The 25,817-nt window shown below is 66.0% G+C and carries 25 protein-coding genes, 3 tRNA genes and 2 pseudogenes; 20 read left to right on the top strand and 10 right to left on the bottom strand.

What is annotated here, in order from left to right:
* Positions 1-54: 54 nt before the first annotated feature.
* Entirely contained in the window at positions 55-399 is a 345-nt protein-coding gene (locus F9K07_RS22425) for an ArsC family reductase (protein WP_159595526.1), read from the bottom strand.
* A gap of 34 nt (positions 400-433) precedes the next feature.
* On the opposite strand from F9K07_RS22425, the gene folC reads away from it, so the two are divergent.
* The 9 genes from folC to F9K07_RS22380 all read left to right on the top strand — a co-directional run bounded on the left by folC (position 434) and on the right by F9K07_RS22380 (position 7,714).
* Positions 434-1,798 carry a bifunctional tetrahydrofolate synthase/dihydrofolate synthase gene (folC, locus tag F9K07_RS22420; RefSeq protein WP_159595525.1) on the top strand — a complete coding sequence of 455 codons (1,365 nt, stop codon included), beginning with the start codon at positions 434-436 and terminating at the stop codon, positions 1,796-1,798.
* Positions 1,799-1,857: 59 nt separating this feature from the next.
* Positions 1,858-2,601 carry an SPOR domain-containing protein gene (locus tag F9K07_RS22415; protein ID WP_159595524.1) on the top strand — a complete coding sequence of 248 codons (744 nt, stop codon included), beginning with the start codon at positions 1,858-1,860 and terminating at the stop codon, positions 2,599-2,601.
* Between the two features lie 22 nt (positions 2,602-2,623).
* Complete coding sequence (locus F9K07_RS22410; protein WP_159595523.1) at positions 2,624-3,109, top strand: CvpA family protein; 486 nt, start codon at positions 2,624-2,626, stop codon at positions 3,107-3,109.
* A gap of 18 nt (positions 3,110-3,127) precedes the next feature.
* A complete protein-coding gene (purF, locus tag F9K07_RS22405) occupies positions 3,128-4,633 on the top strand; it encodes an amidophosphoribosyltransferase (protein WP_159595522.1) in 1,506 nt (501 codons plus the stop codon).
* A gap of 13 nt (positions 4,634-4,646) precedes the next feature.
* A complete protein-coding gene (locus tag F9K07_RS22400; RefSeq protein ID WP_159595521.1) occupies positions 4,647-5,855 on the top strand; it encodes an O-succinylhomoserine sulfhydrylase in 1,209 nt (402 codons plus the stop codon).
* 1 nt (position 5,856) lies between these two features.
* Entirely contained in the window at positions 5,857-7,245 is a 1,389-nt protein-coding gene (gene gltX / locus F9K07_RS22395; RefSeq protein WP_159595520.1) for a glutamate--tRNA ligase, read from the top strand.
* Positions 7,246-7,320: 75 nt separating this feature from the next.
* A tRNA-Ala gene (locus F9K07_RS22390) sits at positions 7,321-7,396 on the top strand.
* A gap of 96 nt (positions 7,397-7,492) precedes the next feature.
* Positions 7,493-7,568: transfer RNA gene (locus F9K07_RS22385), tRNA-Glu, on the top strand.
* Between the two features lie 69 nt (positions 7,569-7,637).
* Positions 7,638-7,714 (top strand) — tRNA-Asp (locus F9K07_RS22380).
* A gap of 126 nt (positions 7,715-7,840) precedes the next feature.
* On the opposite strand, the pseudogene F9K07_RS22375 reads toward F9K07_RS22380, so the two are convergent.
* Positions 7,841-7,927 (bottom strand): annotated as a pseudogene (locus F9K07_RS22375) (integrase core domain-containing protein); the annotation flags it as partial.
* Between the two features lie 357 nt (positions 7,928-8,284).
* Here F9K07_RS22375 and F9K07_RS22370 point away from each other — a divergent pair.
* The 3 genes and pseudogenes from F9K07_RS22370 to F9K07_RS22360 all read left to right on the top strand — a co-directional run bounded on the left by F9K07_RS22370 (position 8,285) and on the right by F9K07_RS22360 (position 10,777).
* Positions 8,285-9,544 carry an acyl-CoA dehydrogenase family protein gene (locus F9K07_RS22370; RefSeq protein ID WP_159595519.1) on the top strand — a complete coding sequence of 420 codons (1,260 nt, stop codon included), beginning with the start codon at positions 8,285-8,287 and terminating at the stop codon, positions 9,542-9,544.
* A 14-nt stretch (positions 9,545-9,558) separates the two neighbouring features.
* Positions 9,559-9,756: pseudogene (locus F9K07_RS22365) on the top strand (hypothetical protein); the annotation flags it as partial.
* A 34-nt stretch (positions 9,757-9,790) separates the two neighbouring features.
* Positions 9,791-10,777 carry a GntR family transcriptional regulator gene (locus F9K07_RS22360; RefSeq protein ID WP_328793995.1) on the top strand — a complete coding sequence of 329 codons (987 nt, stop codon included), beginning with the start codon at positions 9,791-9,793 and terminating at the stop codon, positions 10,775-10,777.
* Here the strand turns inward: F9K07_RS22360 and F9K07_RS22355 are convergent.
* From F9K07_RS22355 to F9K07_RS22330, 6 genes are all read right to left on the bottom strand, one after another.
* Positions 10,698-11,711, bottom strand: coding sequence for a YeiH family protein (locus F9K07_RS22355; RefSeq protein ID WP_159595517.1), 1,014 nt, complete (start codon positions 11,709-11,711; stop codon positions 10,698-10,700). The genes F9K07_RS22360 and F9K07_RS22355 overlap by 80 nt on opposite strands.
* Before the next feature lie 10 nt (positions 11,712-11,721).
* On the bottom strand, positions 11,722-13,350 hold the full coding sequence (locus tag F9K07_RS22350) for a 3-(methylthio)propionyl-CoA ligase (protein WP_159595516.1): 1,629 nt from the start codon (positions 13,348-13,350) through the stop codon (positions 11,722-11,724).
* Positions 13,351-13,360: 10 nt separating this feature from the next.
* Positions 13,361-13,738: a hypothetical protein gene (locus tag F9K07_RS22345; RefSeq protein ID WP_159595515.1), complete on the bottom strand. Its 378-nt coding sequence runs from the start codon at positions 13,736-13,738 to the stop codon at positions 13,361-13,363.
* Positions 13,735-14,190, bottom strand: coding sequence for a hypothetical protein (locus tag F9K07_RS22340; protein WP_159595514.1), 456 nt, complete (start codon positions 14,188-14,190; stop codon positions 13,735-13,737). Before F9K07_RS22340 ends, F9K07_RS22345 begins: the two co-directional genes overlap by 4 nt.
* A 1-nt stretch (position 14,191) precedes the next feature.
* A complete protein-coding gene (locus tag F9K07_RS22335; RefSeq protein WP_159595513.1) occupies positions 14,192-15,211 on the bottom strand; it encodes a zinc-binding dehydrogenase in 1,020 nt (339 codons plus the stop codon).
* A 73-nt stretch (positions 15,212-15,284) separates the two neighbouring features.
* Entirely contained in the window at positions 15,285-16,082 is a 798-nt protein-coding gene (locus tag F9K07_RS22330; protein WP_159595512.1) for a GntR family transcriptional regulator, read from the bottom strand.
* 113 nt (positions 16,083-16,195) lie between these two features.
* On the opposite strand from F9K07_RS22330, the gene F9K07_RS22325 reads away from it, so the two are divergent.
* From F9K07_RS22325 to F9K07_RS22315, 3 genes are read left to right on the top strand one after another with little or no spacing between them, the layout of a single operon-like run.
* Positions 16,196-17,038 carry a TauD/TfdA dioxygenase family protein gene (locus F9K07_RS22325; protein ID WP_159595511.1) on the top strand — a complete coding sequence of 281 codons (843 nt, stop codon included), beginning with the start codon at positions 16,196-16,198 and terminating at the stop codon, positions 17,036-17,038.
* Positions 17,038-18,141: a phosphotransferase gene (locus F9K07_RS22320; RefSeq protein ID WP_159595510.1), complete on the top strand. Its 1,104-nt coding sequence runs from the start codon at positions 17,038-17,040 to the stop codon at positions 18,139-18,141. The genes F9K07_RS22325 and F9K07_RS22320 overlap by 1 nt, the downstream gene beginning before the upstream one ends.
* Before the next feature lie 27 nt (positions 18,142-18,168).
* Positions 18,169-18,867 carry a histidine phosphatase family protein gene (locus F9K07_RS22315; protein WP_159595509.1) on the top strand — a complete coding sequence of 233 codons (699 nt, stop codon included), beginning with the start codon at positions 18,169-18,171 and terminating at the stop codon, positions 18,865-18,867.
* On the opposite strand, the gene F9K07_RS22310 is transcribed toward F9K07_RS22315, so the two are convergent.
* Complete coding sequence (locus tag F9K07_RS22310; RefSeq protein ID WP_159595508.1) at positions 18,864-19,691, bottom strand: GntR family transcriptional regulator; 828 nt, start codon at positions 19,689-19,691, stop codon at positions 18,864-18,866. The genes F9K07_RS22315 and F9K07_RS22310 overlap by 4 nt on opposite strands.
* 118 nt (positions 19,692-19,809) lie before the next feature.
* On the opposite strand from F9K07_RS22310, the gene F9K07_RS22305 reads away from it, so the two are divergent.
* Entirely contained in the window at positions 19,810-20,613 is an 804-nt protein-coding gene (locus F9K07_RS22305; protein ID WP_159595507.1) for a TauD/TfdA dioxygenase family protein, read from the top strand.
* 174 nt (positions 20,614-20,787) lie between these two features.
* Here the strand turns inward: F9K07_RS22305 and F9K07_RS22300 are convergent, their stop codons facing one another.
* Positions 20,788-21,567 (bottom strand): SDR family NAD(P)-dependent oxidoreductase, encoded by a 780-nt coding sequence (locus F9K07_RS22300; RefSeq protein ID WP_159595506.1) that lies wholly within the window; start codon positions 21,565-21,567, stop codon positions 20,788-20,790.
* 139 nt (positions 21,568-21,706) lie between these two features.
* Here F9K07_RS22300 and F9K07_RS22295 point away from each other — a divergent pair, with 139 nt between their 5' ends.
* Genes F9K07_RS22295 through F9K07_RS22280 form a run of 4 tightly spaced genes read left to right on the top strand, consistent with a single transcriptional unit; the run spans position 21,707 to position 25,806 of the window.
* Positions 21,707-22,642: an amidohydrolase family protein gene (locus F9K07_RS22295; RefSeq protein ID WP_159595505.1), complete on the top strand. Its 936-nt coding sequence runs from the start codon at positions 21,707-21,709 to the stop codon at positions 22,640-22,642.
* Positions 22,639-23,649, top strand: a complete 1,011-nt coding sequence (locus F9K07_RS22290) for an NADP-dependent oxidoreductase (protein ID WP_159595504.1) — start codon at positions 22,639-22,641, stop codon at positions 23,647-23,649. The genes F9K07_RS22295 and F9K07_RS22290 overlap by 4 nt, the downstream gene beginning before the upstream one ends.
* A 4-nt stretch (positions 23,650-23,653) precedes the next feature.
* Positions 23,654-24,658 carry an NADPH:quinone reductase gene (locus F9K07_RS22285; RefSeq protein WP_159595503.1) on the top strand — a complete coding sequence of 335 codons (1,005 nt, stop codon included), beginning with the start codon at positions 23,654-23,656 and terminating at the stop codon, positions 24,656-24,658.
* A gap of 11 nt (positions 24,659-24,669) precedes the next feature.
* A complete protein-coding gene (locus tag F9K07_RS22280) occupies positions 24,670-25,806 on the top strand; it encodes a Re/Si-specific NAD(P)(+) transhydrogenase subunit alpha (protein ID WP_159595502.1) in 1,137 nt (378 codons plus the stop codon).
* Positions 25,807-25,817 lie beyond the last annotated feature (11 nt).

The raw sequence follows: 25,817 nt of genomic DNA, 5'->3' as shown, positions 1-25,817 counted from the left end.
GATGTGATGCGGAAACGAAAGGCGAAGCTGCGATTTTAGGTCGCGGTCCGGGGCTCAGATGCGGCGCTGCCAGTCCGCGGCGTTGAAGCCCACGGTAATGCCGTCGGCCCACTCGACCACCGGGCGCTTGATCACGCTGGGGTTGGCCAGTGCCACCGCGCGGGCGCTGGCGGCATCGGCCACGGCCGAGCGCGTCGCCTCGTCGAGCTGGCGCCAAGTGGTGCCTTTGCGGTTGAGCACGGTTTCCCAGCCCGCCGCGGCCAACCAGCGGTCCAGCGCCGCCTCGGGCACGCCTTGTTTCTTGAAGTCGTGAAAGGTGACGTCGACGCCATGCTCGGTGAGCCAGGCGCGCGCCTTCTTCACGGTGTCGCAATTGGGGATGCCATAGAGGGTGATCATGGACCGCATTGTCCGCGATGGGACAATCGCGCCCATGCTTGATATTCCCGTGCCCTCCCACCCCACCACGCTGGCCGACTGGCTGGACCATGCCGAGCGCCTGCATCCAGTCACCATCGATATGGGGCTGGACCGTGTGCAGCGCGTGGCGCAGCGCATGGGTCTGAAGCTCGATTGCCCCGTGATCACGGTGGCCGGCACCAATGGCAAGGGCTCCACCTGCGCCATGCTGGAAGCCATCTACACCCAGTCGGGCTACCGCACCGGCGTCTACACCTCGCCGCACCTGGTGCATTTCGAAGAGCGTTGCCGCATTGCAGGCGAGTCCGTGGCGGCCAACGACCTCGCGCCGACCTTTGCCGAGGTCGAAGTGGCGCGCAAAGGGCAGCCTGGCGACGATGGCGGCGAGATCAGCCTGAGCTATTTTGAATTCACCACCCTGGCCATTTTGCGCACGCTCGCGCGCAGCGGGCTGGACGTGGCGATCCTGGAAGTGGGCCTGGGAGGGCGGCTGGACGCGGTGAACATCATCGACACCGACTGCGCGGTCATCACCAGCATCGCGCTGGACCACATGGCCTTGCTGGGCAATCACCGCGAAGCCATTGGCTTCGAGAAGGCCGGCATCATGCGCACCGGGCGCCCGGTGGTGGTGAGCGACCCGGTGCCGCCGCAGAGCATCCTCGACCGTGCGCTGGAAATCGGTGCCGACCTCTGGCGCTTGGGCAAGGACTTCCATTTCGCGGGCGATCAGCAGCAGTGGGGCTGGGCCATGCACCCTTCGCACGGCGGGCGGCGCTACGCCGGGCTGGCGTACCCGGCGCTGCGCGGCGCTAACCAGTTGGTCAACGCCGCGGGCGTGCTGGCGGCGGTAGAGGCCCTGCGCGGGCGGTTGCCCGTGACGGCGCAGGCGGTGCGCAACGGCCTGGCGCTGGTGGAGTTGCCTGGGCGCTTCCAGATCGTGCCCGGCACGCCCACACTGGTGCTCGACGTAGCGCACAACCCCCATTCGGTGGCGGCACTCGCGGAGAACCTGGACGCCATGGGGTTCTACCCCGGCACGCACGCGGTGTTCGGTGCCATGGCCGACAAGGACTTGGGCACCATGCTCGAGCGCATTGCGCCCCTGATCGACCACTGGCACCTCACCGATCTGCCCTTGCCGCGCGCGAGCAAGGCCGAGGCGCTGCGAGCCCTGCTGGACAGCCACCCGGCCACCGCGCCCGGGGGCAAGAGCCGGGTGGCCGGTGTCCACGCAACACCGATGGATGCCTTGCGCGCTGCGGTGTCCGCCGCAGACCCCGCTGATAGAATCGTGGTCTTCGGATCGTTCTACACCGTGGGTGGCGTTTTGCAGGACGGCGTACCCCGAATGTCGGCGAAACACCTGTCCGCCTAGCCTTCACACCGAGCGTTCTTCCGGCCAAACTTTTTTGCGGCGCCGCGCTCCTATCCCGAATGTTCAAATCCCGTTCAGGCTCCCAGGGCAACGCCTCGACCCCCCCGCCACAGAGCATCGAGGCCGTGCGCCGGCGCGCACGCCACCGCTTGATCGGCGCCAGCGTGCTGGTGCTGGTCGGTGTGATCGGTTTTCCCCTGCTGTTCGATACGCAACCGCGCCCGATCGCGGTCGACATTCCGATCGAGATTCCCGCCAAGACCTCGCCCGCGGCTGCGGCCAAGCCAGCCACCGCTGCAGCGGCGGCACCCGCTGCCACGCCGGCGGCAAAACCCGCGTCCGAGCCGGTGTCGCACCGCGATGGCTTGAGCGCCCGCGAAGAAGTGGTGGAGCCCACACCCAAGCCCGCACCTGCGGTGGCGGCTGCGCCAAGCCCTGCACCGGCGGCCGCTCCTGCGCCCGCGCCGGCCAAGCCCGCGGCGCCCGCCACGGCGGCCCCCGATGCCGCGCGGGCGCGCGCCTTGCTCGAAGGCAAGCCCGCTCCCACTGCGCCGAGTACCCCGATCGCCGCTGCCGAACGCCTGGTCGTGCAGGTGGGCGCGTTCTCCGAAGAGGCGGGCGCGCGTACCGTGCGCCAGAAACTCGAAAGCGCCGGGCTCAAAACGTATACCCAGGTGGCCAAGACCGCCGACGGCACGCGCATCCGGGTGCGGGTCGGACCGTTCGACAGCCGTGCCGACGCCGACAAGGCCGCCGCCCGCGTGAAAGCACTGGGCCTGTCCGCGGCGGTTTTGACGCTGTGAACCGAGGACGGACGTTGCGCCGATGCTCCTGACCGATTGGGTGCTGCTGCTGGGCCTGCTGTTGTCTGTGTTGCTCGGACTGTGGCGCGGGCTGGTCTACGAAGTACTGTCCGTGCTGGGTTGGATCGCCGCCTTTGTGCTGGCCCAGGCCTTTGCGGACGAGGTGGGGGCCTGGCTGCCCATCGGTGGTTTGTCGGCGCCGCTGCGCGTGGCGCTGGGTTTCGTCGTGGTGTTCGTGGCAGTGGCGTTCGTGGCCGGGCTGGGGGCCTGGCTGGTGCAGAAGCTGGTGGCGTCGGTGGGGCTGAGGCCCGTGGACCGCGTTCTGGGCGGTGCATTTGGCCTGTTGCGCGGGGTGGTGATCCTGCTGGCGCTGGCGCTGGTGGTGGGCATGACCCAGACGCAGAACGCTGCCTGGTGGGCCGAGTCCAAAGTGGCTCAGGTGTCGTCCGCCACGCTGCACGAAGTGAGGCCCTTGTTGCCCGAGCCGGTGGCCCGATATATCCGTTAGTTTTTTGAGGATTCAATCATGTGTGGAATCGTGGGCGTGGTCAGCAAGGCGCCGGTCAATCAGCTCATCTACGACGCGTTGCTGTTGCTGCAGCACCGCGGGCAGGACGCGGCAGGCATCGTCACCCAGCAAGGCCGCAAGTTCTTCATGCACAAGGCCAAGGGCATGGTGCGCGACATCTTCCGCACCCGCAACATGCGCGCGCTGCCCGGCATGTGTGGCCTGGGTCAGGTGCGCTACCCCACGGCGGGCAACGCCTATAGCGAGGAAGAGGCGCAGCCCTTCTACGTGAACGCACCCTTCGGCCTCGTGCTGGTGCACAACGGCAACCTGACCAACGCCAAGGTGCTGGCGCAGGAGCTGTTCCAGACCGACCACCGCCACGTCAACACCGAGAGCGATTCCGAGGTGCTGCTCAACGTGCTCGCGCACGAGCTGGAGAAGGTCACGCGCGGCGTCACCCTGAAGCCGGCCGACGTGTTCGCGGCCGTGCGTGGCGTGCACCAGCGTGTCAAAGGCTCCTACGCCGTGGTGGCGCTGATCGCCGGGCACGGTCTGCTGGCGTTTCGCGACCCGCATGGCATTCGGCCGTTGTGCATCGGGCGTAAAAAGGATGGTGGCGTCATGGTCGCCAGCGAGTCCGTGGCCCTGGAAGGCACGGGCTTCGAACTTGACCGCGACCTCGTGCCCGGCGAAGCGGTGTTCGTCGACCTCGACGGGCAGATGCAGTTCGAGCAGTGCGCCGAGACGTTCAGCCACAACCCCTGCATCTTCGAATACGTGTACCTGGCGCGTCCCGACTCGGTCATGGACGGCATCTCGGTGTACCAGGCGCGCCTGAACCTGGGCGTGACGCTGGCCAAGCGCGTCATTTCCACCGTGCCGCCCAATGAGATCGACGTCGTCATTCCGATCCCCGAGTCTTCGCGCCCCAGTGCCATGGAGCTCGCGCAACTGCTCGGGCTGCCGTACCGCGAAGGCTTCGTGAAGAACCGCTATGTGGGCCGCACCTTCATCATGCCCGGGCAGGGCGTGCGCAAGAAGTCGGTGCGCCAGAAGCTCAACGTGATCGGCAGCGAATTCAAGGGCCGCAACGTGCTGCTGGTGGACGACTCCATCGTGCGCGGCACCACCAGCCGCGAAATCGTGCAGATGGCGCGCGATGCCGGCGCGCGCAAGGTGTACCTGGCCAGCGCCGCGCCGCCCGTGCGCTATCCCAACGTGTATGGCATCGACATGCCCACGCCGGGCGAACTCGTGGCCCACGACCGCACCGTGGAAGAGGTGCGCGAGATCATCGGCTGCGACGCGTTGATCTACCAGGACGTGGATGCGATGAAGCTAACCATCGGGTCGCTCAACCCCAGCCTGAACGGCTTCGACGCCTCGTGCTTCGATGGTGTGTACGTCACCGGCGACATCACGGCAGAAGAAATTGCGCGCCTCAACGCCGGCCGTGACCAAGGCGAAGAAGGCGAAGAAGACACCTCGCGCCTGGCCTTGCCCAACGCCCAGGTGGCCTGAGCAACACCCGCTTATGACACAGAAGACATCCACCGATCTGCACCGCGACACCCTCGCCGTGCGCGAAGCCGTCGAGCGCAGCCAGTACGGCGAAAACTCCGAGGCCCTGTACCTCACCAGCGGCTACATACAACCGAACGCCGAGTCCGGTGCGCGTCGCTTCGCGGGCGAGGAAGACGGCTTCACCTATGGCCGCTACGGCAACCCGACCGTGGCCAGCTTCGAGAAGCGCCTGGCCGCGCTCGAAGGCGCCGAGGCCTGCATGTCCACCGCCTCGGGCATGTCCGCCATCCTCATGATGTGCATGGGCCTGCTCAAGGCCGGTGACCACGTGATCTGCTCGCAGTCCATGTTCGGCTCGACCATCAAGCTGATTGGCACCGACATGGCCAAGTTCGGCGTCGAATCCAGCTTCGTGCCGCAGACCGACATCGCGGCCTGGAAGGCGGCGATCAGGCCCAACACCAAGCTGTTGTTCGCTGAAACGCCGACCAACCCGCTGACCGAGGTGTGCGACATCCGCGCGCTCGCCGATCTTGCGCACAACGCCGGCGCACTGCTCTGCGTGGACAACTGCTTCGCCACACCCGCGTTGCAGCGCCCGCTCGCCTTGGGTGCCGACATCGTCATGCACTCGGGCACCAAGTTTCTCGACGGACAGGGCCGCGTGATGGCCGGCGCGCTGTGCGCCAGCCAGGAGATGGTGACCAAGTCGTTCCTGCCGGTGCTCAAGAGCGCGGGCATGACGCTGGCGCCGTTCAACGCCTGGATCGTGTTGAAGGGCCTGGAAACGCTGGACATTCGCATGCAGGCGCAGTCGGCGCGTGCGCTGGCCCTGGCGCAGTGGCTGGAAAGTCATGCTTCCGTGGCGCGCGTGTTCTACCCGGGCCTGCAAAGCCATCCGCAACACGCGCTGGCCATGGCGCAGCTCAATGGCTGCGGTGGAGCGGTGCTGTCGTTCGCGGTGAAGGGCGCCAACCCCGAAGAGGCTCGCTCGCGCGCCTTCCACGTGCTCGATTCGCTGCAGGTCTTGTCCTTGTCGACCAACCTGGGCGACACCAAGACCCTGGTCGCCCATCCCGCCAGCACTTCGCACGGCCGCCTCACCGAAGAACAGCGCCAGTCCGCGGGCGTGGTGCAAGGCCTGATCCGCGTGGCGGTGGGGCTCGAACATCTGGGCGACATCCAGGCCGACCTCGACCGTGGCCTTTCTTCCTTCTGACATGACCACACCCATCCGCACCCGCTTCGCCCCGTCGCCCACCGGCTTCATCCATCTGGGCAACATCCGCTCCGCTCTGTATCCCTGGGCTTTCGCCCGCTCCACCGGCGGCGCGTTCATCCTGCGCATCGAAGACACCGACCTGGAGCGTTCTTCCCAGGCCGCGGTGGACGTGATCATCGAAGGCATGAAATGGCTCGGCCTCGACCACGACGAAGGGCCGTTCTACCAAATGCAGCGCATGGACCGCTACAAGGCCGTGCTCGCCGAGATGGTCGACAAAGGCCTGGTGTACCCCTGCTACATGAGCGTGGCCGAACTCGATGCGCTGCGCGAGAAGCAGATGGCCGCGAAAGAGAAGCCGCGCTACGACGGCACCTGGCGTCCTGAGACCGGCAAGACGCTGCCGCCCGTGCCCGAAGGCGTGAAGCCCGTGCTGCGTTTCAAGAACCCGCAAGGCGGCGTGGTCGCGTGGGACGACAAGGTCAAGGGCCGCATCGAGATCGCCAACGACGAACTCGACGATTTGGTGATTGCGCGCCCGGACGGCACCCCCACCTACAATTTCTGCGTCGTGGTGGACGACATCGACATGGCCATCACCCACGTGATCCGTGGCGATGACCACGTGAACAACACGCCACGCCAGATCAACATCTTCCGCGCACTCGGCAAGGAGCCGCCGGTGTACGCGCACCTGCCCACCGTGCTCAACGAGCAGGGCGAGAAGATGAGCAAGCGCAACGGCGCCAAGCCCGTCACGCAGTACCGCGACGAAGGCTACCTGCCCGATGCGATGGTGAACTACCTCGCGCGCCTGGGCTGGAGCCACGGCGACGACGAGATCTTCAGCCGCGCGCAGTTCCTGGAGTGGTTCAACCTCGACCACCTGGGCCGCAGCGCCGCGCAGTTCGACGAAACCAAGCTGCGCTGGGTCAATGCGCAACACCTCAAGGCGATGGCCGACGATGCGCTGGCGCCCTTGGTGGCCGGGCATCTTGAAGCCGAGGGCATTGCCGCCGACGCGCGTCTTTCGCGCATCTGTGGCCTGTTCAAGGACCGCTGCGACACGACGGTGGCATTGGCCAACTGGGCCAAGGCCTTCTACGTCGATATCACCCCCAACATGGAAGAGCGCGCGCAGCACGTGACGGATGCCGTGCGCCCGGCGCTCGCGGCCCTGGCGGACAAGCTGTCGGCCTGTGTCTGGGAGAAGCCGGCCATCTCTGCGGCCATCAAGGAAGTGTTGGGCGCGCACGGCCTGAAGATGCCGCAACTTGCCATGCCTGTGCGCGTGCTGGTGATGGGCACGGCCCAGACGCCTTCGCTCGATGCGGTGCTCGAACTGCAGAATCGCGAGACGGTCTTGAGCCGATTGCGGAACACCTGAAAAAAACCGCTATAATTTGAGGCTTGCTGAAATGCACTGGCGACGAAGTCAAAGGCGCAGATCAACAAGCCCTGTGGGGGTATAGCTCAGCTGGGAGAGCGCTTGCATGGCATGCAAGAGGTCAGCGGTTCGATCCCGCTTACCTCCACCACGGATTGAAGTCGCAATGAGTCGCTCAGCGCGGCAACGGAAGAAAAAAACAAGTTCTTCTGCTGCTACAATGTGAGGCTCTTTGAGTCCAGGTTATGACCCTATCGTCTAGAGGCCTAGGACATCACCCTTTCACGGTGAGTACCGGGGTTCGAATCCCCGTAGGGTCGCCAAACAAGCCGCAAGGCAAGTAGGCAACAAGTGGTTGGCACTTGGTTCGAAAGAACGAACGCCATCTACCAGGAGTGGTAGTTCAGTTGGTTAGAATACCGGCCTGTCACGCCGGGGGTCGCGGGTTCGAGTCCCGTCCACTCCGCCAAAAATCCCAAACGGGGCAATCGCTTAACAGTGATTGCCCCGTTTGCTTTTTGGAGTTTGGAATTGTTTTTGGAATATGAAGGAAGTCCCCTCGATTTCCTGAGCCAGTCAGAAGCAGAGGGGCGCAGTCGAGCACCTCGGTGCGGTAGGTCTTGTTGAATCGCTCGACATAGGCGTTCGGCGTGGGCTTGCCGGGCTGAATGTGATGGAGGGCAATGCCCTTGCTCTGAGCCCGCTGTGTTGAATTTCACGGATCTCTGACCCTTCGCAGCGGTGCCATCGACCGGCGCGATGCGGCGAAGAAGTACACCCTGTCCACCAACCTGATTCATCTAGTTCTAGGTGATTGTCTGGCTTCAATGTCGACAATAATATAATAATGTCGCTCAAAAGACAGCTCGTGGGCGCACCGATTCTGACAATGGAAGGAGACGATGCGCTCATGTGCATCGTCGACGCCTGAACGTGGCGGTGTCGCTGCAGCAGGTTTTGGCCTTTCAACCCCACCGACCAGGAGCCCTGCGGCTCCCCCTCCTTTCCCGCTAGACCCGTATTCCCCACTGGAGACACGATGAACTTCGACTACACCGACAAGGTCAAGGCCATGCGCGAGCAACTGCTCGCGTTCATGGACGAGCACATCTACCCCAACGAAGCGCGTTTCTTCGAGGAGATCGCGGCCAACCGCGCCCAGGGCAACGCCTGGATTCCCACACGCATCGTCGAGGAGCTCAAACCCAAGGCACGCGAGGCCGGCCTGTGGAACCTCTTCCTGCCGCGCAGCCCGCGCGCGCCCCAGGGCCTGTCCAACCTGGAGTACGCCACGCTGTGCGAGATCATGGGGCGCGTGCCCTTCGCCGCCGAGGTGTTCAACTGCTCCGCGCCCGACACCGGCAACATGGAAACCTTCGAGCGCTACGCCAGCGAAGAGCTCAAAGACCAATGGCTGGAGCCGCTGCTGCGCGGCGAGATCCGCTCCACCTTCCTGATGACCGAGCCGGACGTGGCCTCCAGCGACGCCACCAACATCCAGTGCACCATCGAGCGCGATGGTGACCACTACGTGATCAACGGCCGCAAATGGTGGTCCTCCGGCGCGGGTGACCCGCGCTGCGCGGTCTACATCCTCATGGGCAAGACCAACCCCGACGCGCCGCGGCACTCGCAGCAGTCGATGGTGATCGTGCCCGCCAACAGCCAGGGCATCACCGTGGTGCGGGCGCTCTCGGTGTTCGGCTACGACGATGCCCCGCATGGCCACATGGAAGTGGTGCTCAAGAACGTGCGCGTGCCGGTGGGCAACATCCTGCTGGGCGAAGGCCGCGGTTTCGAGATCGCGCAAGGCCGCCTGGGCCCGGGCCGCATCCACCACTGCATGCGCTCCATCGGCATCGCCGAGCGCGCGCTGGAGCTGATGTGCAAGCGGCTCAACAGCCGCGTCGCCTTCGGCAAACCGATCTCGGCGCAATCGGTGTGGCACGAACGCATTGCCGACGCGCGCTGCCGCATCGAGATGGCGCGCCTGCTCACGCTCAAGGCCGCCTACATGATGGACACGGTGGGCAACAAGGTGGCCAAGGCCGAGATCGCGATGATCAAGGTGATCGCGCCCAACATGGCCTGCGACATCATCGACATGGCCATCCAGGCGCACGGCGGTGGCGGCGTGAGCGACGATTTCCCGTTGGCCTATGCCTACGCGATGCAGCGCACGCTGCGCTTTGCCGATGGCCCCGACGAGGTGCACCGCGTGGCCATCGCCAAGCTGGAGCTGGCCAAGCACATGCTGGTGAAGAACGACGTCGAGATGCCGGTTACGCGTGGCAGCTGATCCCAGGCCATTTGCTCCGGCGCATCGGCATTTCGAGTGTGGACCTCGTCGCGGGCCTGACGCGGACCGATGCGCACTTCGATCAGATCGTCGAGGCCATCGCGCCGCAGGGGAAGTTCTGCCCGGTCAACGCCGCCAACCTCCAGCGCGCCCACGCGCTGATCGAGCCGGGTACGGTGCGCGGCAAGGGGGTGCTGGAAGGCTGGGACTGAATGCCGACGAACTCGGAGGACTCCATTCGCCGGCATGCCGGCCAACCTTTCGTTTGTTAATGTCGCCATATGTGCATGGACATGCCGAAGATTGGGCGAAAATCGCGACCGAGGCGAATATCCCCGCAACCGATCAAGCGCGCCATGCCGCGTGCAGGAAGACACACTCTCAATGGCCAGGCAAAAAACCACCAACACCCCTGACCTGAGCGCACTGCTCACACCGCAAACCCCGATCATGGTGGCCGTCGAGCACGCCATCCTGCGCGGGCACGAATGGTCCCACGCGGCCGCGCCGGTCGCCGAGCAGATTGCCGTGCGGCTGGCCGGCGTGATCACGATGGACCTCATCCACGCCGGGCAACGCTTGCTGGAGAAGGACATCAGCGAGGTCCTGCACGTGAGCCGAGCACCCGTGCGCGAGGCGCTGCGCATTCTCGAACGCGAACGCCTGGTCGAGTTCCAGGCGCGGCGCGGTGCCATCGTCACCGCCCCCGATGCCAAGGACCTGAAAGACATCTACGTGGTGCGCAGCGCGCTCTACACGATTTTCTTGCGCCAGTTGATGGAGCACCGTCCGGCCGACATCGACGCGGTGTTCGAAAAGCACATGCCGCGCATCGCCAAGGCCGCCGAGGAACGGTCCGTCGACGTGTACGCGCTCGAGAGCTTCCTGTTGAATATCGCGCTGCTGGATCTGTCCGAGAACCGGCTCATCTCGGACCTGCTCGCGTCGATTTCCTTGCGCACGCTGCGCTACGTGCGCCTGGGTCTGGCCGCAGACCCGGACCGTATCGACACGGCGATCAAGTCCTGGCGCGCGCTGCAACGCTCGGTGGCCAAGCGCAATATCGACGAGGTGCTGCTGACCGCTGTCAAGCGGATCGATGCATCGCGCGATGCAGCAGTTCGTGCCATCGAGACCCCGCCGCCCGCGCCCGTCAGCCGTAAAAGTGCATCAGCCCCAGCACGATTGCAGCCATCAAAACCGTCTCGAAAAACATCAGCGCCACGGGCTTGAGGCCCACGCTCATCAGTTGCCGGATCTGCGTCTTCACGCCGATGGCGGCGATGGAGGCCACCAGGAACCAGCCCGAGAGCGAGGCACCCGCGGTGGCCACCGGTTTCGGAATCCAGCCCAGGCTGTTGACGACCACCAGCAGCGCGAACACCGCCGCGAACCAGGGCAGCAACGGCGGCTTCTGGCCACCCTCTACCGTGCCGGTGCGCGCCCGCATCAGCGCCACGGTCAAGGTGATGACCGGGAGCAACATCGCCACGCGCATGAGCTTGACCACGGTGGCGGTGTCGCCGGTTTCTTTGGACATGCTGTAGCCCGCACCGACCACCTGCGCCACGTCGTGGATCGTGCCACCGAGGAAGATGCCGGCTTGCAAGGGATCCAGGTGGAGCCAGCGCGCGATGATCGGGTAGACCACCATGGCCAGCGTGGACAGCGCGCTCACACCGATCACGGTGAAGCTCAGCGCTTTCTCGCGCTGGGGGTGCGGCGGCATCGCCGCGGCCAGCGCGAGCGCCGCCGAGGCGCCGCAGATCGCGGTGGCGCCGCCCGAGAGCAGGCCGAAGGTGGTGCGAAAGCCCACCAGGCGCGCCACGCCGATCGAGATCACGATGGTGAGCGCCACCGAGACCACCACGCCCGCCACCGGCTGCCAGCCCAGCGCGGAGATGTCGCCGAAGGTGATGCGCAGGCCGAGCAGCGCCACGCCCCAGCGCAGCACCGTGCGGGCCGTGAAGGCGACGCCGGCCGCGCAGCTGTTTTCGGTGGCCAGGAAGTTCATGGCCACACCGAGCAGCAACGCGAACAGCATCATGGGGGCGTGGTATTGCCCCGCCAGAAAAGCGGCGGCCGAGGCGATCACGCAACACGCGATCACGCCGGGGAAGAGGGCCTGAGCGCGGGCCCAGGGAGCGGCGGGGGAGAGTGTGATCATGGCAACACCTTCAAACGGTGGGCAGGCGGTGGCTGCGGAACTGATCGCGCAGTTGAGACTTGAGCATCTTTCCGGTCGTGCCGAGTGGGATGCGCTCGACGAAGACCACGTCGTCCGGCGTCCACCACTTGGCGATCTTGCCGGCGTAGAACGCCAGCAACTCGTCGCGGCTCACGGCCTTGCCGGGTTTGCACTGCACCACCAGCAGCGGGCGCTCGTCCCACTTGGGGTGCGGCACACCGATGCACGCGGCCATGTCGACCGCGGGATGGGACATCGCCACGTTCTCCAGGTCGATCGAGCCGATCCATTCGCCGCCCGACTTGATCACGTCCTTGCTGCGGTCGGTGATCTGCATGTAGCCCTCGGGGTCGATCGACGCCACGTCGCCGGTGGGGAACCAGCCGTCCTGCAGCGGCGAGTTTTCGGTGTTCTTGAAGTAACGGTTCAGCACCCAGGGGCCGCGCACGACCAGGTTGCCGGAGGTCTGGCCATCCCAGGGCAGATCGGCACCGGCGTCGTCCGTGATCTTCATGTCGACGCCAAACAGCACGCGGCCCTGCTTGGCCTTGACATGCAACTGCTGGTCGAGGTCCATGCCGTCGTGCTGCAACTTGAGCGTGGAGGCCGAGCACAGCGGGCTGGTCTCCGTCATTCCCCAACCGTGCATCACGTCAATGCCGTGACCCCGCTCGAACGACGCGAGCATGGCGGGTGGACACGCCGAGCCACCAATGCCTACGCGCTTGAGGTGGTGGAACTTCAAGCCGTGTTGCTCGACATGCGCCAGCAGCGCCTGCCAGACGGTGGGCACGCCACAGGTGAACGTCGCGCGCTCGGCTTCGAAGAGTTCGTAGAGCGACTTGCCGTCGAGCGCGGCGCCCGGAAACACCAGCTTGGCACCGACCATGCTGGCGGTGTAGGGCAGGCCCCAGGCGTTGACGTGGAACATCGGCACGACCGGCAGCACCACGTCGCGCGCGCTGAGGTTGTGGAAGTCGGGCAGCGCCGCGCCGTAGGTGTGGAGGAGGGTCGACCGGTGGCTGTAGAGCACGCCCTTGGGGTCGCCCGTGGTGCCGCTCGTGTAGCACAGCGATGACGCGGTGTTCTCGTCGAACACAGGCCACTCGTAGCGGTCGTCATGGGCGTCGACCAGGTCCTCGTAGCAGACGACATTCGGCAGGGTGGTGGACGCGGGCATGTGCGCGCGGTCCGTCATGGCCACGAAGGTGGTGACCGTCTTCAGTCGCGGTGCGATCGACTCCAGGATGGGCAGGAACGTGAGGTCGAAGAACAGCACCTGGTCTTCGGCGTGGTTCGCGATCCACGCGAGCTGGTCCGGGTGCAGCCGGGGATTGAGCGTGTGCAGCACCGCGCCGGTGCCGGAGACCGCGAAGTAGAGCTCCAGATGCCGGTAGCCGTTCCAGGCCAGCGTGCCCACCACCGTGCCGGGCGCGACGTTCAGCGAGCCCAGCGCGTTGGCCAGGCAGCGGCTGCGCGCCGCCATGTCGCGGTATGCGTATCGGTGGATGTCACCCTCGACCCGGCGCGACACGATTTCCTGGCTGCCGTGGTGGCGCTCCGCGTGCCGGAGCAGCGAAGAGACCAGCAGCGGCTGGTCCATCATGAGTCCTTGCATCGCGGGCTCCTCAGGCGTTGTGCGGAAGGATGCTGCGGGCGCGATCGCCAATGGCGGCCAGCAGCACGAGCGCGCGCGCACCGGCTTCGCGCCCGCCTTCGGCGTCGCCGCGCACATGGATCGGGCGAAGCTCTTCGATGTCGTCGAGTTGCGCGAGCAGTTCCTTTTCGACCAGGGCGTATTTGCGCAGCGTGTTCACGACGCACATCGACGTGTGGACGATGTCCTCATTCTCGCGGCTCACCCCCTGGCGGTGCAGGGCGTAGTTAGCCCAGTGGGTGCCGGCGAGCATCGCGGCTTCGAGCTTCATCTCCCAGTCGTCGTCTGTCAGCAAGGCCGCCGAGCGCTCGATGCGCTCGGCCTTGAGGCGGTGGTCTTCGGCTTTCATGGCGTCCTCAGGGAAATGGCTTGGGCGAAGATGGATGCGGCTTTCGAGAAGGCCTGTTCGCATTCGTCGACGATGGCTTGCGTCGGCTGGCGGTCGCCGCGCAGGCAGGGGTCGCGGTGCTCTTCCAGGGCGTGCAGCGCGGCCTCGAGCTGCTGGATGTGCTCGGGCATCACGCCCGGAATCGCCGGCCAGCCAACGTGGCTCACGTCGCCGGGGCCGCGCAGTTCGCGCCGGAAGCTGCCGTCGGGCTGCGGCACGACGTGCACGCCCGGGATGGTGGAGAACACGCGCTCTTCGCTGGTAATGCCGGCGGCGTGGAGCGTGGCGTTCCACATGTTGGTGCCCGCCGTCAGACCGCTCCAGTACCAGAGTTCGAAGTCGCGCAGCGGGTCGAAGCGGGCGCGCAGGGCGGTGAGGCGGCGCACCTTGTCCACGTGGGAGGCGATCTGCATGTCAGCCTCCCGCTACCGACGCAGCCAGGGGCGCATCGGCCGCGACGCTCGGGTCCACGGCCAGCACGATCTTTCCGACGTGCTGGTCGGTCTCCATGTAGGCGTGGGCCTCGGCCATGTCTTCGAGCCGGTAGACCCGGTCCACGGGCAACTGGAGGCGGCCCGCTTCGAGCAAGGGGAGCGTGTCGCGCGCGCAGTCTTCGATGCAGCGCAGGCGCTCTTCCTCGCTGCGCGTGCGGAAGGTGGCGCCGATCAGCTTGAGCCTTTTCATCCACAGCTCGGTCATGTCGAAGGTCGCTACGTTGCCACCCATGCGGGCGAGGTTGACGAGCCGGCCCTTCACGGCGAGCGACTGGATGTTGGCTTCGAACACCGGGGCGCCCACCATGTCGATGACGATGTCCACGCCACGGCCATCGGTGGCGGCCATCACCGCCGCGGTCTGGTCCTGCGTCGAAACATCGATGGGGTGCGTCACCCCATAGGCCTTCAGGCGCGCCGCTTTCTCGGCCGAGCGCGAGGTCGCGAAGATCTTGCTCGCGCCCATCAGGGCGGCGAGCTGGATCACGGCCAGGCCCACGCCACTCGCCGCGGCGTTGACCAGCACGGTTTCGCCCTTGCGCAATTCGCCGTTCACGATGAGCGCATCGTGGGCCGTGATGAACACGTTGGGGAAGGCGGCAGCTTCGGCCCATCCCAGCGTGCGTGGCACCGGCATCAGCGCGCGCGCGGCGGCCAGCACGTATTCGGCCTGGCCACCACCGCCGTGGCCCGCGACGTGGTCGCCCACGCGCACCTGGGTGACGTCGGGGCCGACGCTGTGGACCACCCCGGCGAATTCCACGCCCGCCGCGCGGTGTGCACCGGCCTTGGCTTCGCGAACCATCTTGATCTCGCCGCGGTTCAGGCCCGATGCCATCACGCGCACGACCACCTGGCCGGGGCCCGCCGTGGGCATGGGAACTTCCAGATATTCCAGGTGGCCGCCTTGTGGGCCGGGGACGATTCGCATTGCTTTCATGGTGTGCTCCTCTGTTGAATGGGGTGTTTTACAGTGTATCACTCGACATGTGGTATGTCGACATTAATTGTGTTTAGTGATTTTTCTGGTCCTTCGCCCGCACCGCGTTGAGCGATGCGGTCCGGGCGTCGTCCGTGCGTTCCTGAATCAGGGTCAGCACACGCGCCGTGTCGCCCAGCATCACGGCGCGGTGGATCGCGCGCCAGCTGTGGAGGGAGCGCGCCACCGACGCCGGGAAGGTGGCATGGCCGCGCCGCAGGTGCCGCAGCGTGCGCAGCGCGATCGAGGTGAGCAGGTCGGCCACGAGCCGGTTGCCGCACAGGTGGACGATCGACAGGTTCAGCAAGTAGCTGCCCACCGCGTAGTGGTCCGTCGGGCCATGCTGCAACGCATCGAGCCGTGCGAGCCGCTGCGCGATCAAGCTGGCCAGGGCGGGTCGTTGCTCGGCCATCAGCTGCGCGAACAGGATCTCGTGCAGGGTGCTGCGCACCGCAAAGAGTTCCATCACCTCCTTTTCGTCCAACTCGGCGACGACGCAGCCGCGGCGCGCCTGGAAGTCGACCAGGCGCTCGCGCTCCAGAATGCGCATCGCCTCGCGGGTCGGCGCGCGGCTCACCCCCAGGGCGGCCGAGAGTTCCTTCTCGGGCAGGCGTTGCCCGGGCGACAGATGGTCGCAGACGATGGCGCCGGCGATGGAAATCGCGATCCGCTCGGCCACCGGCGCGGCCGAGCGCGACCATCCGTGGCCGTGCGCGAGCGTCTGTTCGACCGCCATCACCATGGGTTCACCCGGGGCGATCAGCGCGCGGACATCGGCGAGGTGGAACCTGTTCATCTTTGGGTCTGGCTCCCGAAGCTTTTCAGCGATCATGTGCATCCACTTTTCAATTGTTTCTCATGTCGACAAAAATAAAATGTTCTGATATTCTCGCACCAACTGCAACCGACACCTGCCCCTTTTCTGGGGCGAGAAGGAGACATGACATGAAAGTCGAACAACTGACGGCCTGTATCGGGGCCGAAGTTTCTGGCGTGAACCTGGGCGATGTGTCGCGCGACGACGGCCTGTTTGCCGAAATGAGAGCGTTGCTGCTGAAGCACCGCGTTCTGTTTCTTCGGGACCAGGACATCACGCGCGCCGAACACGTGGCGTTCGCGCGCCGCTTCGGCGATCTGGAAGACCATCCCGTGGCCGGCAGCGACCCCGACCATCCCGGCCTCGTGCAGGTCTACCGCAGCGAAGAAAAGAACCCCTACGAGAACAACTGGCACACCGACGGCCTGTGGCGGCCGAACCCGCCGATGGGCGCGGTGCTGCGCTGTATCGAGTGCCCGCCGGTGGGTGGCGACACGATCTGGGTGAACATGGTCCAGGCTTACGCCATGCTGCCCGAAGACGTGAAGAAGAAGATCGCGAACCTGCGTGCGATCTCGAGCATCGAGCACTCGTTTGGCTCCGTGATGGACGTGCAGGCGCGCCAAAAACTCGGCCGGGAGAACCCGCCCGTTGAACACCCGGTCGTGCGCACGCACCCCGAGACCGGCGAGAAGATCCTGTACGTGGGCAGCTTCACGACGCACTTCGTCAACTTCCATACGCCGGAGAACGTGCGTTACGGCATCGACAAGAACCCCGGCGCGGGCCAGTTGCTGCAGTACCTGCACAGCCAGGCGACGATCCCGGAATACCAGGTGCGTTTCCGGTGGCGCCCGAACAGCGTGGCGATCTGGGACAACCGCGCCACGCACCACTACGCCGTCATGGACTACTGGCCGCAGCCGCGCAAAATGGAGCGGGCCGGCATCGTGGGCGACGTGCCGTACTGATGGATGCGTCCACGCAAACCCGTCCTGCCGCGGTCCAGCAAGACATTGATGCCGCCGCTCTCGAACGCTATCTGAGCGACCGGATCGTGGGGTTTCAGGGACCGCTGCGCGTGGAGCGTTTCAGCGGCGGCCAATCCAATCCCACCTACCTGCTGGTGACCGACGGCGCCCGCTACGTCATGCGGACCAAGCCAGCGCCCGCCGCGATGTTGCTGCCGTCCGCGCACGCGATCGAGCGCGAGTACCGGGTCATGGAGGCGCTGGCCGGCACCGATGTGCCCGTGGCCGCTGTGCACCTGCTGTGCGAAGACGAGTCGGTGATCGGCCGTGCGTTTTACGTCATGGCCTTTGTCGAAGGCCGGGTGCTGTGGGACCAGTCGCTGGCGGGCATGGCACCCGAGGAACGCAGCGCCATCTACGATGAGATGCATCGGGTGATCGCTGCGCTGCACCGTGTCGATCCGGCCGCGATTGGCCTGGCCGACTACGGTCGCCCGGGCAACTACTTCGAGCGCCAGATCGCGCGCTGGACACGCCAATACCAGACCAGCGCGATGGCGCCGATCCGCGAGATGGACGCGTTGATCGCCTGGCTGCCGAAGAACATTCCGCCCAGCGCGCGCGAACACACGCGGCCCGCGATCGTGCATGGCGACTACCGCCTCGACAACCTGATGTTCCACCCCACCGAGCCGCGCGTTCTGGCGGTGCTCGACTGGGAGCTGTCCACGCTGGGGCATCCCCTCGCCGACTTCAGCTACCTGTGCATGTACTGGCACATTCCGCACCGGACCGAGCGTGGCATCGGCGGGCTGGACCTGGCGGCGCTGGGCATACCCGACGAAGCCGACTACCTGCGACGCTATGGCGAACGCACCGGCCGCACCGATGTGCAGGCCGTCGCCGCCGACTGGAATTTCTACCTGGCCTACAACCTGTTCCGCCTGGCCGCGATCCTGCAGGGTGTGGCCCGCCGGGCCGAGGATGGCGTGGCTGCGAACGCGCAGGCGCGCGAAGCCGGCGCGCTGGCGCGGCCGCTGGCCGAGCTGGCCTGGACATTCGCGGCGCGGCACCACCCGCCCGCTCTACCCATCGGAGCTTGAAATGAACCCACAAACAAGGAAACAGCCATGATGCGACGCCGGATTGTTCTGATGCGCCACGGCGCCGTGGACTACTTCAAGCCCGATGGCACGCCGGTGGAGAGCCATGGCGTGCCGCTCAATGCACAGGGCCGCCTGCAGGCCGATGCGGCCGGTGCCCTGTTCGCGAAAGAGGGCGTGGTGTTCGACCGCGTCGTGGTCAGCGGACTGCCGCGCACCGAGGAAACGGCGCAGCGCGTGCTGGCCGCAGCCCAGCAGAGCCACCTGGCACTGGAGGTGGCGCCCGCGCTGGCGGAAATCCGGGGTGGCTCGCTGGCCGCTCTCCTGGACGATCAGCTCAGGGCGGCGTTCACCCATCCCTTCACGGTGACCCGCGATGTGGAGGCCCAGCGTTTTCTGGGCGGCGAGTCGGTCGGTGAAATGCTGGACCGCGTGTTGCCCGCTTTCGACGCGCTGCTGGCCCGCGAGGGTTGGGACTGCATGCTGCTGGTGCTGCACGGCGGCGTGAACCGCGCCCTGTTATCGCGCGCGCTGGCCGGGGGGCGGGCCTTCTTCGGCCGTCTGGAGCAATCACCGGCCTGCATCAACATCGTGGATGTGGGCACCCAGGACATGATCGTGCGGGCCACCAACCTCGCACCCACGCAATGGGTGTATGCCGACGAGCGCCACACCTCGATGGAGCGCCTCTTCGCGCAGTACGCGCGGACGCGCGAACCGGCTTAAGCGCGTGCGCGGCCCTTGTTGGCCGCGGGCTGCGACTGCCGGATCGCCCTGACCGTGAGATCGAGGACCGCACCGATGCGCTGGGTGGACCTTTCGATGCTGAGCGGCACGTCCCGTTTCAATACCGCGGCGTGAAGCGCGCGCCAGCTCTTGACCGAACGCGGCACCAGCTCGGGTGAGCTCACCAGACCCAGGCGGACATAGCGCAAGGTGCGCAGCGAGATGGCCTTGAGCTGATCGACGACCAGGTGGTTGCTGCACAGATCGGCGATGGCCAGGTTGAACAGAAAGCTCTGCACGGCATAAGCCTCGGGCGTTTCGGACGAGGCCTGCACGAGACGTGGCAGGAACTGCTCGAACACCGTGTCGAGGTCTTTGGGCCGTTCTGCGATCACCTGTTCCAGAAGAATCGCATACAGGGCGGTTCGCACCTCGAAGATGTCCTGGAGGCCGCGCTCTTCAGGTGCGGTCACCGTGGCACCTCGGCGGGCGCTCATTTCCACCAGACGGTCGCGCTCAAGGATGCGGATCGCCTCGCGCACCGGGCTGCGGCTGACGTGCAAGATCTCGCTGATGTCGGTTTCGAACAGGCGCTGGCCCGGCTGGAGCAGATCCAGCGCGATCAAGCCGGCCAGGCGCGCGGCGATCTGCTCGGCAATCGGCGGAGAGGCATGTGCGCCATCGCCCCGCAGAAGGGCCTGTTCGACGGCCATCATCAGACCGTTTTTGGGCATCAGCAAAGCCGACAGCGCATGCGAACGGCCCTCGGCCGTGTCATCGGGTTGCGGTTTGGCGATGGACGAGGAAGGGGTTTTGGCGGGCATGGGTGAAACATTATCGCCGCGCCATGTTGTTCCCGGTTGCGCACTTGGCTGCAAAATGTATTAATGGCGACAAAAATAAAATTGGATGGTATTCTTCGCTACAACGAAGGAGACAAACATGAGCTTGCGTATCACGCCCCTCACGGGAAACGTCGGTGCCTCGGTCGAAGGCATCAACCTCAACGAACCCATGGCGCCCGAGGTGTTCCGCGAATTGAACGCCGCGTTCCTGAGGTACTGCACGCTGGTGTTTCGGGACCAGTTCGTCGGCCCTGAAGCGCAGATCGCCTTCGCGCGCCAGTGGGGCGAGCCGGTGGTCACGGCAGGGCTCAGCAAGCTCCAGTTGGCCGCGACCCCGGAAGTGGTGCAGATCACGAAGATCCCGAAGGCCACGTCGTCCACCGAAGCGTGGCACTACGACAGCCCGTTCACGGCCGTACCGCCCAAGCTCTCGATCCTTTCGGCGCAGGTGGTGCCCAACGGGGGCGACACGATGTGGACCAACCAGTACGTCGCGTACGACCGCCTCTCCGAAGGCATGAAGCGCATGCTCGCGGGCGTGCGGGTGCGCTTTCGTGGCGTGCGGCTGGCGCGCATGCAGGGCATTGCGGACAAGGACATCGCCTGCGCCGTCCACCCGCTGGTGCGCACCCACCCCGAAACCGGCGGCAAGGTGCTCTACATCGCGCAAAGCGACAACATCGAGAGCTTCGATGGCATGACGCCGGAGGAAACCAGGCCCTTGCTGGACTACCTGTACGCGCACTGCACCCAGCCGGACAACATCTACCGCCACATGTGGCGCGTGGGCGATGTGGTGATGTGGGACAACCGCTGCACCATGCACTACGCGGTGCATGACTACGGCGAACAGGAGCGCGTGCTCAACCGCGTCACGCTCAAAGGCGAAGTGCCGGTGTAACCGGCACTCCCTCCTGCGCCGCTGACGCGGCTTCCCCCCTCTGTTGCGCGCCTTCGGCGCTTCGAGGTGGGACGATGCCTTGGGCCGGCGGAGCCGGACCCTCGGCATCCCTGCATTAGCTCCCCCTCATCTGCGTGGCGTGGTTTGACACGGTAGTTCTTGCCACGCGGACACTCACTGCGCCGTCCAGCCGCCATCGACGAAGATGGTGCTGCCGGTCACCAGCGATGCGGCCGGGGAGGCCGCGAACAGCACGGCGTTGGCGACCTCGTCGGGCTGTCCGACACGGCCGATGGGGATGCGCGCGACAACACGCTCGGCGAAGTCGGGGCTGGCCATGCGCTCGGCGATCATGGGTGTCTCGATCATCGTGGGTGCGATCGAGACCACACGAATCCCTTGCGGTGCCAGTTCCAGCGCGGTGGCCTTGGTCAGCCCTTCCAGCGCGTGCTTGGCCATGACGTAGACGCTGCGCAAGCTCTGCCCCACATGGCCCATCTGTGACGTCATGTTGACGATTGCGCCACCGCGCGCGGCACGCTCCGGGTGCTCGAGCATCTTGCGCGCGGCCGCCTGCGCCGCCAGGAACATCGCCCGCACATTCAGGTTGAGCAGAAAGTCCAGCCGTTCCTCTCTCACGTCGAGAAAGGGTTCCGGGGTGTTGGTGCCCGCGTTGTTCACCAGCACGTCGAGCGTGGGGATGCGGGCGATCACGGCACGCACCGCCGCCGTGTCCGTCACATCACAGGGCGCGGCGTGGGCGCGACCACCCTCGGCACGGATCCGGTCGGCGACTTCTTCGATCTCGGCCGCGCTGCGCGCCATCAGCCACACCTCCGCACCGGCACGCGCCAGCGTGCGGGCGCAACTGCCGCCGATGCCACGGCCCGCACCGGTGACGAGCACGGTCCGGCCTTCAAGGGAGAAGGGATTCGCGATGGGGGATGAGGTCATGGGAGAGCGCTTCTTTCTGGAGTGTTGACGAAGTCTCAATTTATCACGCGACATGTTGCATGTCGACATTAATCGTGTATAGTGACTTCACACCGCACGTTTTCCACCTCCCCAACCCAGCTCTTCAGGAGACAAACCCATGAGCGACTTCCAAGCCCGCTTCGACCGCCTGGCCGGCAAGATCATCGACTTCCGCCTGCGCCCCCCCACCGGTCCGTACCGCACCTTCTTCACCCCCAACGTGGTGGGCAACGTCAACCGCATCATGGGTCACGCCGTGCCCCGTTCGTACGCCATCTCCACCGAACCCTGGCCGCATTCGGAAGACCGCGCCCTGGCCGCGCTGGTCTCCGAGATGGACTCCGTGGGCGTGCGCTTGGGGCTCATGAACGGACGCCACAACGTCAACCGCCCCGTGCCGGTGCACATCGAGGACACCGACCTGCAGGCGTTGACCGAGCGCACCAACCGGCGCTTGCTGGGCCTGGCCGGCATCGACTTCGACAAGCCGATGGCGGACATCCTGGCCGGTATCGACGTGGCGGTGAAAGAGATGGGCCTGGTGGGCATCTGCCTGGAACCAGGGCTGGCGCGCACGCCGATGTACGCCGATGACGAGAAACTGTTCCCGTTGTACGAGCGCGTGGCCGAGTTGAATGTGCCGCTGCTGTTCATGACCGGTCCGCTGGCAGGCCCCGACATCAGCCACACCGACCCGGTGCGCTTTGACCGCGTGGCGCGGCGCTACTCCACCATGCCGGTGATCCTGGGCCACGGCTGCTACCCGTATGTGAACGAGGCGGTGGCGCTGGCGTTCAAGAGCGACGTGACCGGTTTGATGAACGTGTTCGTCTCGCCAGACGTGTACGCCTTCGCCCCCGGTGGCCAGGCCTATGTGGACGGCATCAACTGGTTGCCCAAGCGCTTCATCTACGCCTCGGCGTATTCCTTCTTCGGTGTGGACGACTCCGTGCGCGACACGCTGAACCTGCCCATCAAGGACTCGGCCCTGGACGACTACATGTACCGCAACGCAGAGGAAATTCTTCGCAAAGTCCCAGGAGCATTGGCATGAGCACCCAGACCGCCCAGAACACCCAGATCCGCATGAAGCGCCACCCCAAGGGAATGGTGACGCCCGAGGACTTCGAGATCACGAAGTCCGACTTGCCCGAACTCAAGGATGGCGAGGCGCTGGTGCGCAACCAATACCTCTCGCTGGACCCGTACATGCGCCCCCGCATGGACCCGATCCGCTCGTATGCCGAGCCGCTCAAGCCCGGTGAACTGATGCCGGGGGGCACGGTGGGCGAGGTGATCGACAGCCGCGACCCTTTGCTGCCCAAGGGCACGCTGGTGGCCGCCGGCCTGGGCTGGCAAACCTATGGCGTCATCAACAAGACGACAGCGCGCGTGCTCGATCCCGCCATGGGCGTGCCCTCGGCCGCGCTCGGCGTGCTGGGCATGACCGGTGTGACGGCGCACTACGGCCTGCTGGAACTGGCCAAGCCGAAAGCCGGCGAAACCGTCGTGGTGACCGCCGCCTCGGGCGCCGTGGGTGGTGTGGTCGGACAGATCGCCAAGCTCAAGGGTTGCCGTGTCGTCGGCATTGCCGGCGGCGCCGAGAAGTGCCGCTACGTGGTCGAGGAGCTGGGCTTTGACGTGTGCGTGGACTACCGTGCACCCGACTTCGAAGAACAACTGGCCGCCGCCACGCCGAACTACGTGGACGTGCTGTTCGAAAACGTCGGCGGTCCGATTCTCGATGCGGTGCTGAACCGCATTGCCGACCATGCGCGCATCGCCCTGTGCGGTAACGTCAGCCAGTACAACGCCAAGGAACCCTATGGCGTCAAGGGCCTGCGCCACTTGCTGATGCACCGTGTGACGGCTTACGCCTTCGTGATCGCGGACCACCGCGAGTACTGGCCCAAGGCCCTGGCCGACCTGTCGGTCTGGCTGAAAGAAGGAAAGATCAAGTTCAAGGAAGACGTCGCCGAGGACCTGCTCAACGCGCCGGACGCATTCATCCGGATGCTGACGGGCAAGAACTTCGGCAAGCAACTCGTCAAGGTGGGGTAAGCACATGAAGGCGGTCTGGTACGAAAAGCAGGGTTCGGCGCCCGAGGTTCTCGTTTACGGCGAGATCCCCACGCCCACACCCGGGCGGGGTGAAGTCCGTGTGCGCTTGCGCGCATCGGCCGTCAATCCGGCGGATGCGAACCGGCGTGCTGGCCGCCTTCATGGGATGGAGTTTGCGCAGATCATTCCCAACAGCGATGGTGCCGGCGTGATCGACGCGGTCGGCGAGGGCGTGGATGCGCAACGTATCGGCGAGCGTGTGTGGGTCTACTTCGGTCAACGCGGCCGGGCCTTTGGCACGGCCGCGCAATACATCTGCCTGCCCGAAGAGCTGGCGTGCACATTGCCGGACCACCTGAGCGACGAGGAGGGCGCCTGCCTGGGCATCCCCGGCATGACAGCCTACCTCGCCCTGTTTGACGAGAGCCCTATCCAAGGCCGCGTGGTGCTGGTCACCGGTGGTGCGGGCGCGGTGGGCCACTACGCGGTGCAACTGGCCAAGTGGGGTGGCGCCAAGGTCATCGCCACCGTGAGCGGCGCCGAGAAAGCCGCACACGCGCGCCTCGCCGGGGCCGATGCCGTGGTGCTCTACACGGACGCCGATGCCCTGCAGCAGGTGCGGGACGCGGCCGGTCCGCAAGGGGTTCAGCGCATCGTCGATGTCGACGCGGTGGCCAACAGCGATCTGGTGATGAACGTCGCCAGTGACGGCGCGACCTGGGTGTCGTACGCGATCGGACCGAAGGCCGTGACGGCCTTGCCCCTGTCCAGCGTCATCCGCAAGAACCTGCGCTTGCGCGGTTTGTACCTGTCCGGCCTGTCAGCGCCCGTGCGTCGCGAGGCGCAGCTCGGGGTCCAGCGCTGGGCGCAGGAAACACCCGGCGCGATCCACAGCGTGGACCAGCGTTTCCCGTTGCAGGAAACGGCACAGGCCCACCTCGCTGTCGAAGCGAAGAAAAAGATGGGCACCGTGGTGGTGCTCTGCGACGCGTCCGCCAACCCGAACTGAACGAGGCTTGTATGAAGATTGGCGTTCCCGCCGAAACGGCAGCGGGCGAGACCCGGGTGGCCGTGACCCCGGAGACGGTGAAGAAAGTCGTGGCGCAAGGCCACAGCGTGCGCGTGCAAACGGGCGCGGGCGTGGCCGCCAGCGTGACCGACGAGGCCTTTGTGGCCGCCGGTGCCGAGATCACCGATGCGGCCGGCGCGCTGGGTTGTGACCTGGTGCTCAAGGTGCGCGCGCCCAGCGATGGCGAGCTGGCTTTGATGAAGCCGGGCGCGACCGTGGTCGGCATGCTCAACCCCTTCGATGCCGCCGGCCTGCAACGCCTGGCCAGCGCGGGCCTCACCGCCTTCGCACTCGAGGCCGCGCCGCGCACCACGCGCGCACAAAGCATGGACGTGCTCTCCTCGCAAGCCAACATCGCCGGCTACAAGGCCGTGATGCTGGCCGCGCACCACTACCAGCGCTTCTTTCCCATGCTCATGACGGCGGCGGGCACGGTCAAGGCCGCGCGCGTGGTCATCCTCGGCGTGGGCGTGGCCGGTCTTCAAGCGATTGCCACGGCCAAGCGCCTGGGCGCGGTGATCGAAGCCTCCGACGTGCGCCCCAGCGTGAAGGAGCAGGTTGAGTCCTTGGGCGGCAAGTTCATCGACGTGCCGTACGAGACCGCCGAAGAGAAGGAAGCGGCCGAAGGCGTGGGTGGCTACGCGCGCCCGATGCCGCCGAGCTGGCTGGAGCGCCAGAAGGTGGAAGTGGCCAAGCGCGTGGCGCAGGCCGACGTGGTGATCTCCACCGCGCTGATCCCTGGGCGCGCCGCGCCGGTGCTGATCACCGAAGACATGGTCAAGTCCATGAAGCCGGGCAGCGTGATCGTGGACATCGCAGCGGGCAAGGGTGCCGACGGTGTGGGCGGCAACTGCCCGCTGAGCGAGGCCGACAGGACCGTGGTGAAACACGGCGTGACCATCGTGGGCGAGACCAACCTGGCGGCGATGGTGGGTGCCGATGCGTCGGCGCTGTATGCGCGCAACGTGCTCGATTTCCTCAAGCTCGTGCTGCCCAAAGATGCGACGGCGGTGCAGGTGCCGATGGACGACGACATCGTCGCCGCCTGCCTGATGACCCAAAACGGCGAAGTGAAAAGAAGCCAATGAATTTGCGGGAC

Origin of the sequence: Hydrogenophaga sp. BPS33 (assembly GCF_009859475.1) — a bacterium.
Taxonomy (GTDB): Bacteria; Pseudomonadota; Gammaproteobacteria; order Burkholderiales; family Burkholderiaceae_C; genus Hydrogenophaga.
Note: the sequence above shows the minus strand (reverse complement) of the source record. Positions and strands in the feature narration are given on the sequence as shown.

Coding starts and splice junctions, on each gene's coding strand:
- F9K07_RS22425 (WP_159595526.1), bottom strand. CDS start 399: ATGATCACCCTCTATGGCATCCCCAATTGCGACACCGTGAAGAAGGCG.
- folC (WP_159595525.1), top strand. CDS start 434: ATGCTTGATATTCCCGTGCCCTCCCACCCCACCACGCTGGCCGACTGG.
- F9K07_RS22415 (WP_159595524.1), top strand. CDS start 1,858: ATGTTCAAATCCCGTTCAGGCTCCCAGGGCAACGCCTCGACCCCCCCG.
- F9K07_RS22410 (WP_159595523.1), top strand. CDS start 2,624: ATGCTCCTGACCGATTGGGTGCTGCTGCTGGGCCTGCTGTTGTCTGTG.
- purF (WP_159595522.1), top strand. CDS start 3,128: ATGTGTGGAATCGTGGGCGTGGTCAGCAAGGCGCCGGTCAATCAGCTC.
- F9K07_RS22400 (WP_159595521.1), top strand. CDS start 4,647: ATGACACAGAAGACATCCACCGATCTGCACCGCGACACCCTCGCCGTG.
- gltX (WP_159595520.1), top strand. CDS start 5,857: ATGACCACACCCATCCGCACCCGCTTCGCCCCGTCGCCCACCGGCTTC.
- F9K07_RS22370 (WP_159595519.1), top strand. CDS start 8,285: ATGAACTTCGACTACACCGACAAGGTCAAGGCCATGCGCGAGCAACTG.
- F9K07_RS22360 (WP_328793995.1), top strand. CDS start 9,791: ATGCCGGCCAACCTTTCGTTTGTTAATGTCGCCATATGTGCATGGACA.
- F9K07_RS22355 (WP_159595517.1), bottom strand. CDS start 11,711: ATGATCACACTCTCCCCCGCCGCTCCCTGGGCCCGCGCTCAGGCCCTC.
- F9K07_RS22350 (WP_159595516.1), bottom strand. CDS start 13,350: ATGCAAGGACTCATGATGGACCAGCCGCTGCTGGTCTCTTCGCTGCTC.
- F9K07_RS22345 (WP_159595515.1), bottom strand. CDS start 13,738: ATGAAAGCCGAAGACCACCGCCTCAAGGCCGAGCGCATCGAGCGCTCG.
- F9K07_RS22340 (WP_159595514.1), bottom strand. CDS start 14,190: ATGCAGATCGCCTCCCACGTGGACAAGGTGCGCCGCCTCACCGCCCTG.
- F9K07_RS22335 (WP_159595513.1), bottom strand. CDS start 15,211: ATGAAAGCAATGCGAATCGTCCCCGGCCCACAAGGCGGCCACCTGGAA.
- F9K07_RS22330 (WP_159595512.1), bottom strand. CDS start 16,082: ATGATCGCTGAAAAGCTTCGGGAGCCAGACCCAAAGATGAACAGGTTC.
- F9K07_RS22325 (WP_159595511.1), top strand. CDS start 16,196: ATGAAAGTCGAACAACTGACGGCCTGTATCGGGGCCGAAGTTTCTGGC.
- F9K07_RS22320 (WP_159595510.1), top strand. CDS start 17,038: ATGGATGCGTCCACGCAAACCCGTCCTGCCGCGGTCCAGCAAGACATT.
- F9K07_RS22315 (WP_159595509.1), top strand. CDS start 18,169: ATGATGCGACGCCGGATTGTTCTGATGCGCCACGGCGCCGTGGACTAC.
- F9K07_RS22310 (WP_159595508.1), bottom strand. CDS start 19,691: ATGCCCGCCAAAACCCCTTCCTCGTCCATCGCCAAACCGCAACCCGAT.
- F9K07_RS22305 (WP_159595507.1), top strand. CDS start 19,810: ATGAGCTTGCGTATCACGCCCCTCACGGGAAACGTCGGTGCCTCGGTC.
- F9K07_RS22300 (WP_159595506.1), bottom strand. CDS start 21,567: ATGACCTCATCCCCCATCGCGAATCCCTTCTCCCTTGAAGGCCGGACC.
- F9K07_RS22295 (WP_159595505.1), top strand. CDS start 21,707: ATGAGCGACTTCCAAGCCCGCTTCGACCGCCTGGCCGGCAAGATCATC.
- F9K07_RS22290 (WP_159595504.1), top strand. CDS start 22,639: ATGAGCACCCAGACCGCCCAGAACACCCAGATCCGCATGAAGCGCCAC.
- F9K07_RS22285 (WP_159595503.1), top strand. CDS start 23,654: ATGAAGGCGGTCTGGTACGAAAAGCAGGGTTCGGCGCCCGAGGTTCTC.
- F9K07_RS22280 (WP_159595502.1), top strand. CDS start 24,670: ATGAAGATTGGCGTTCCCGCCGAAACGGCAGCGGGCGAGACCCGGGTG.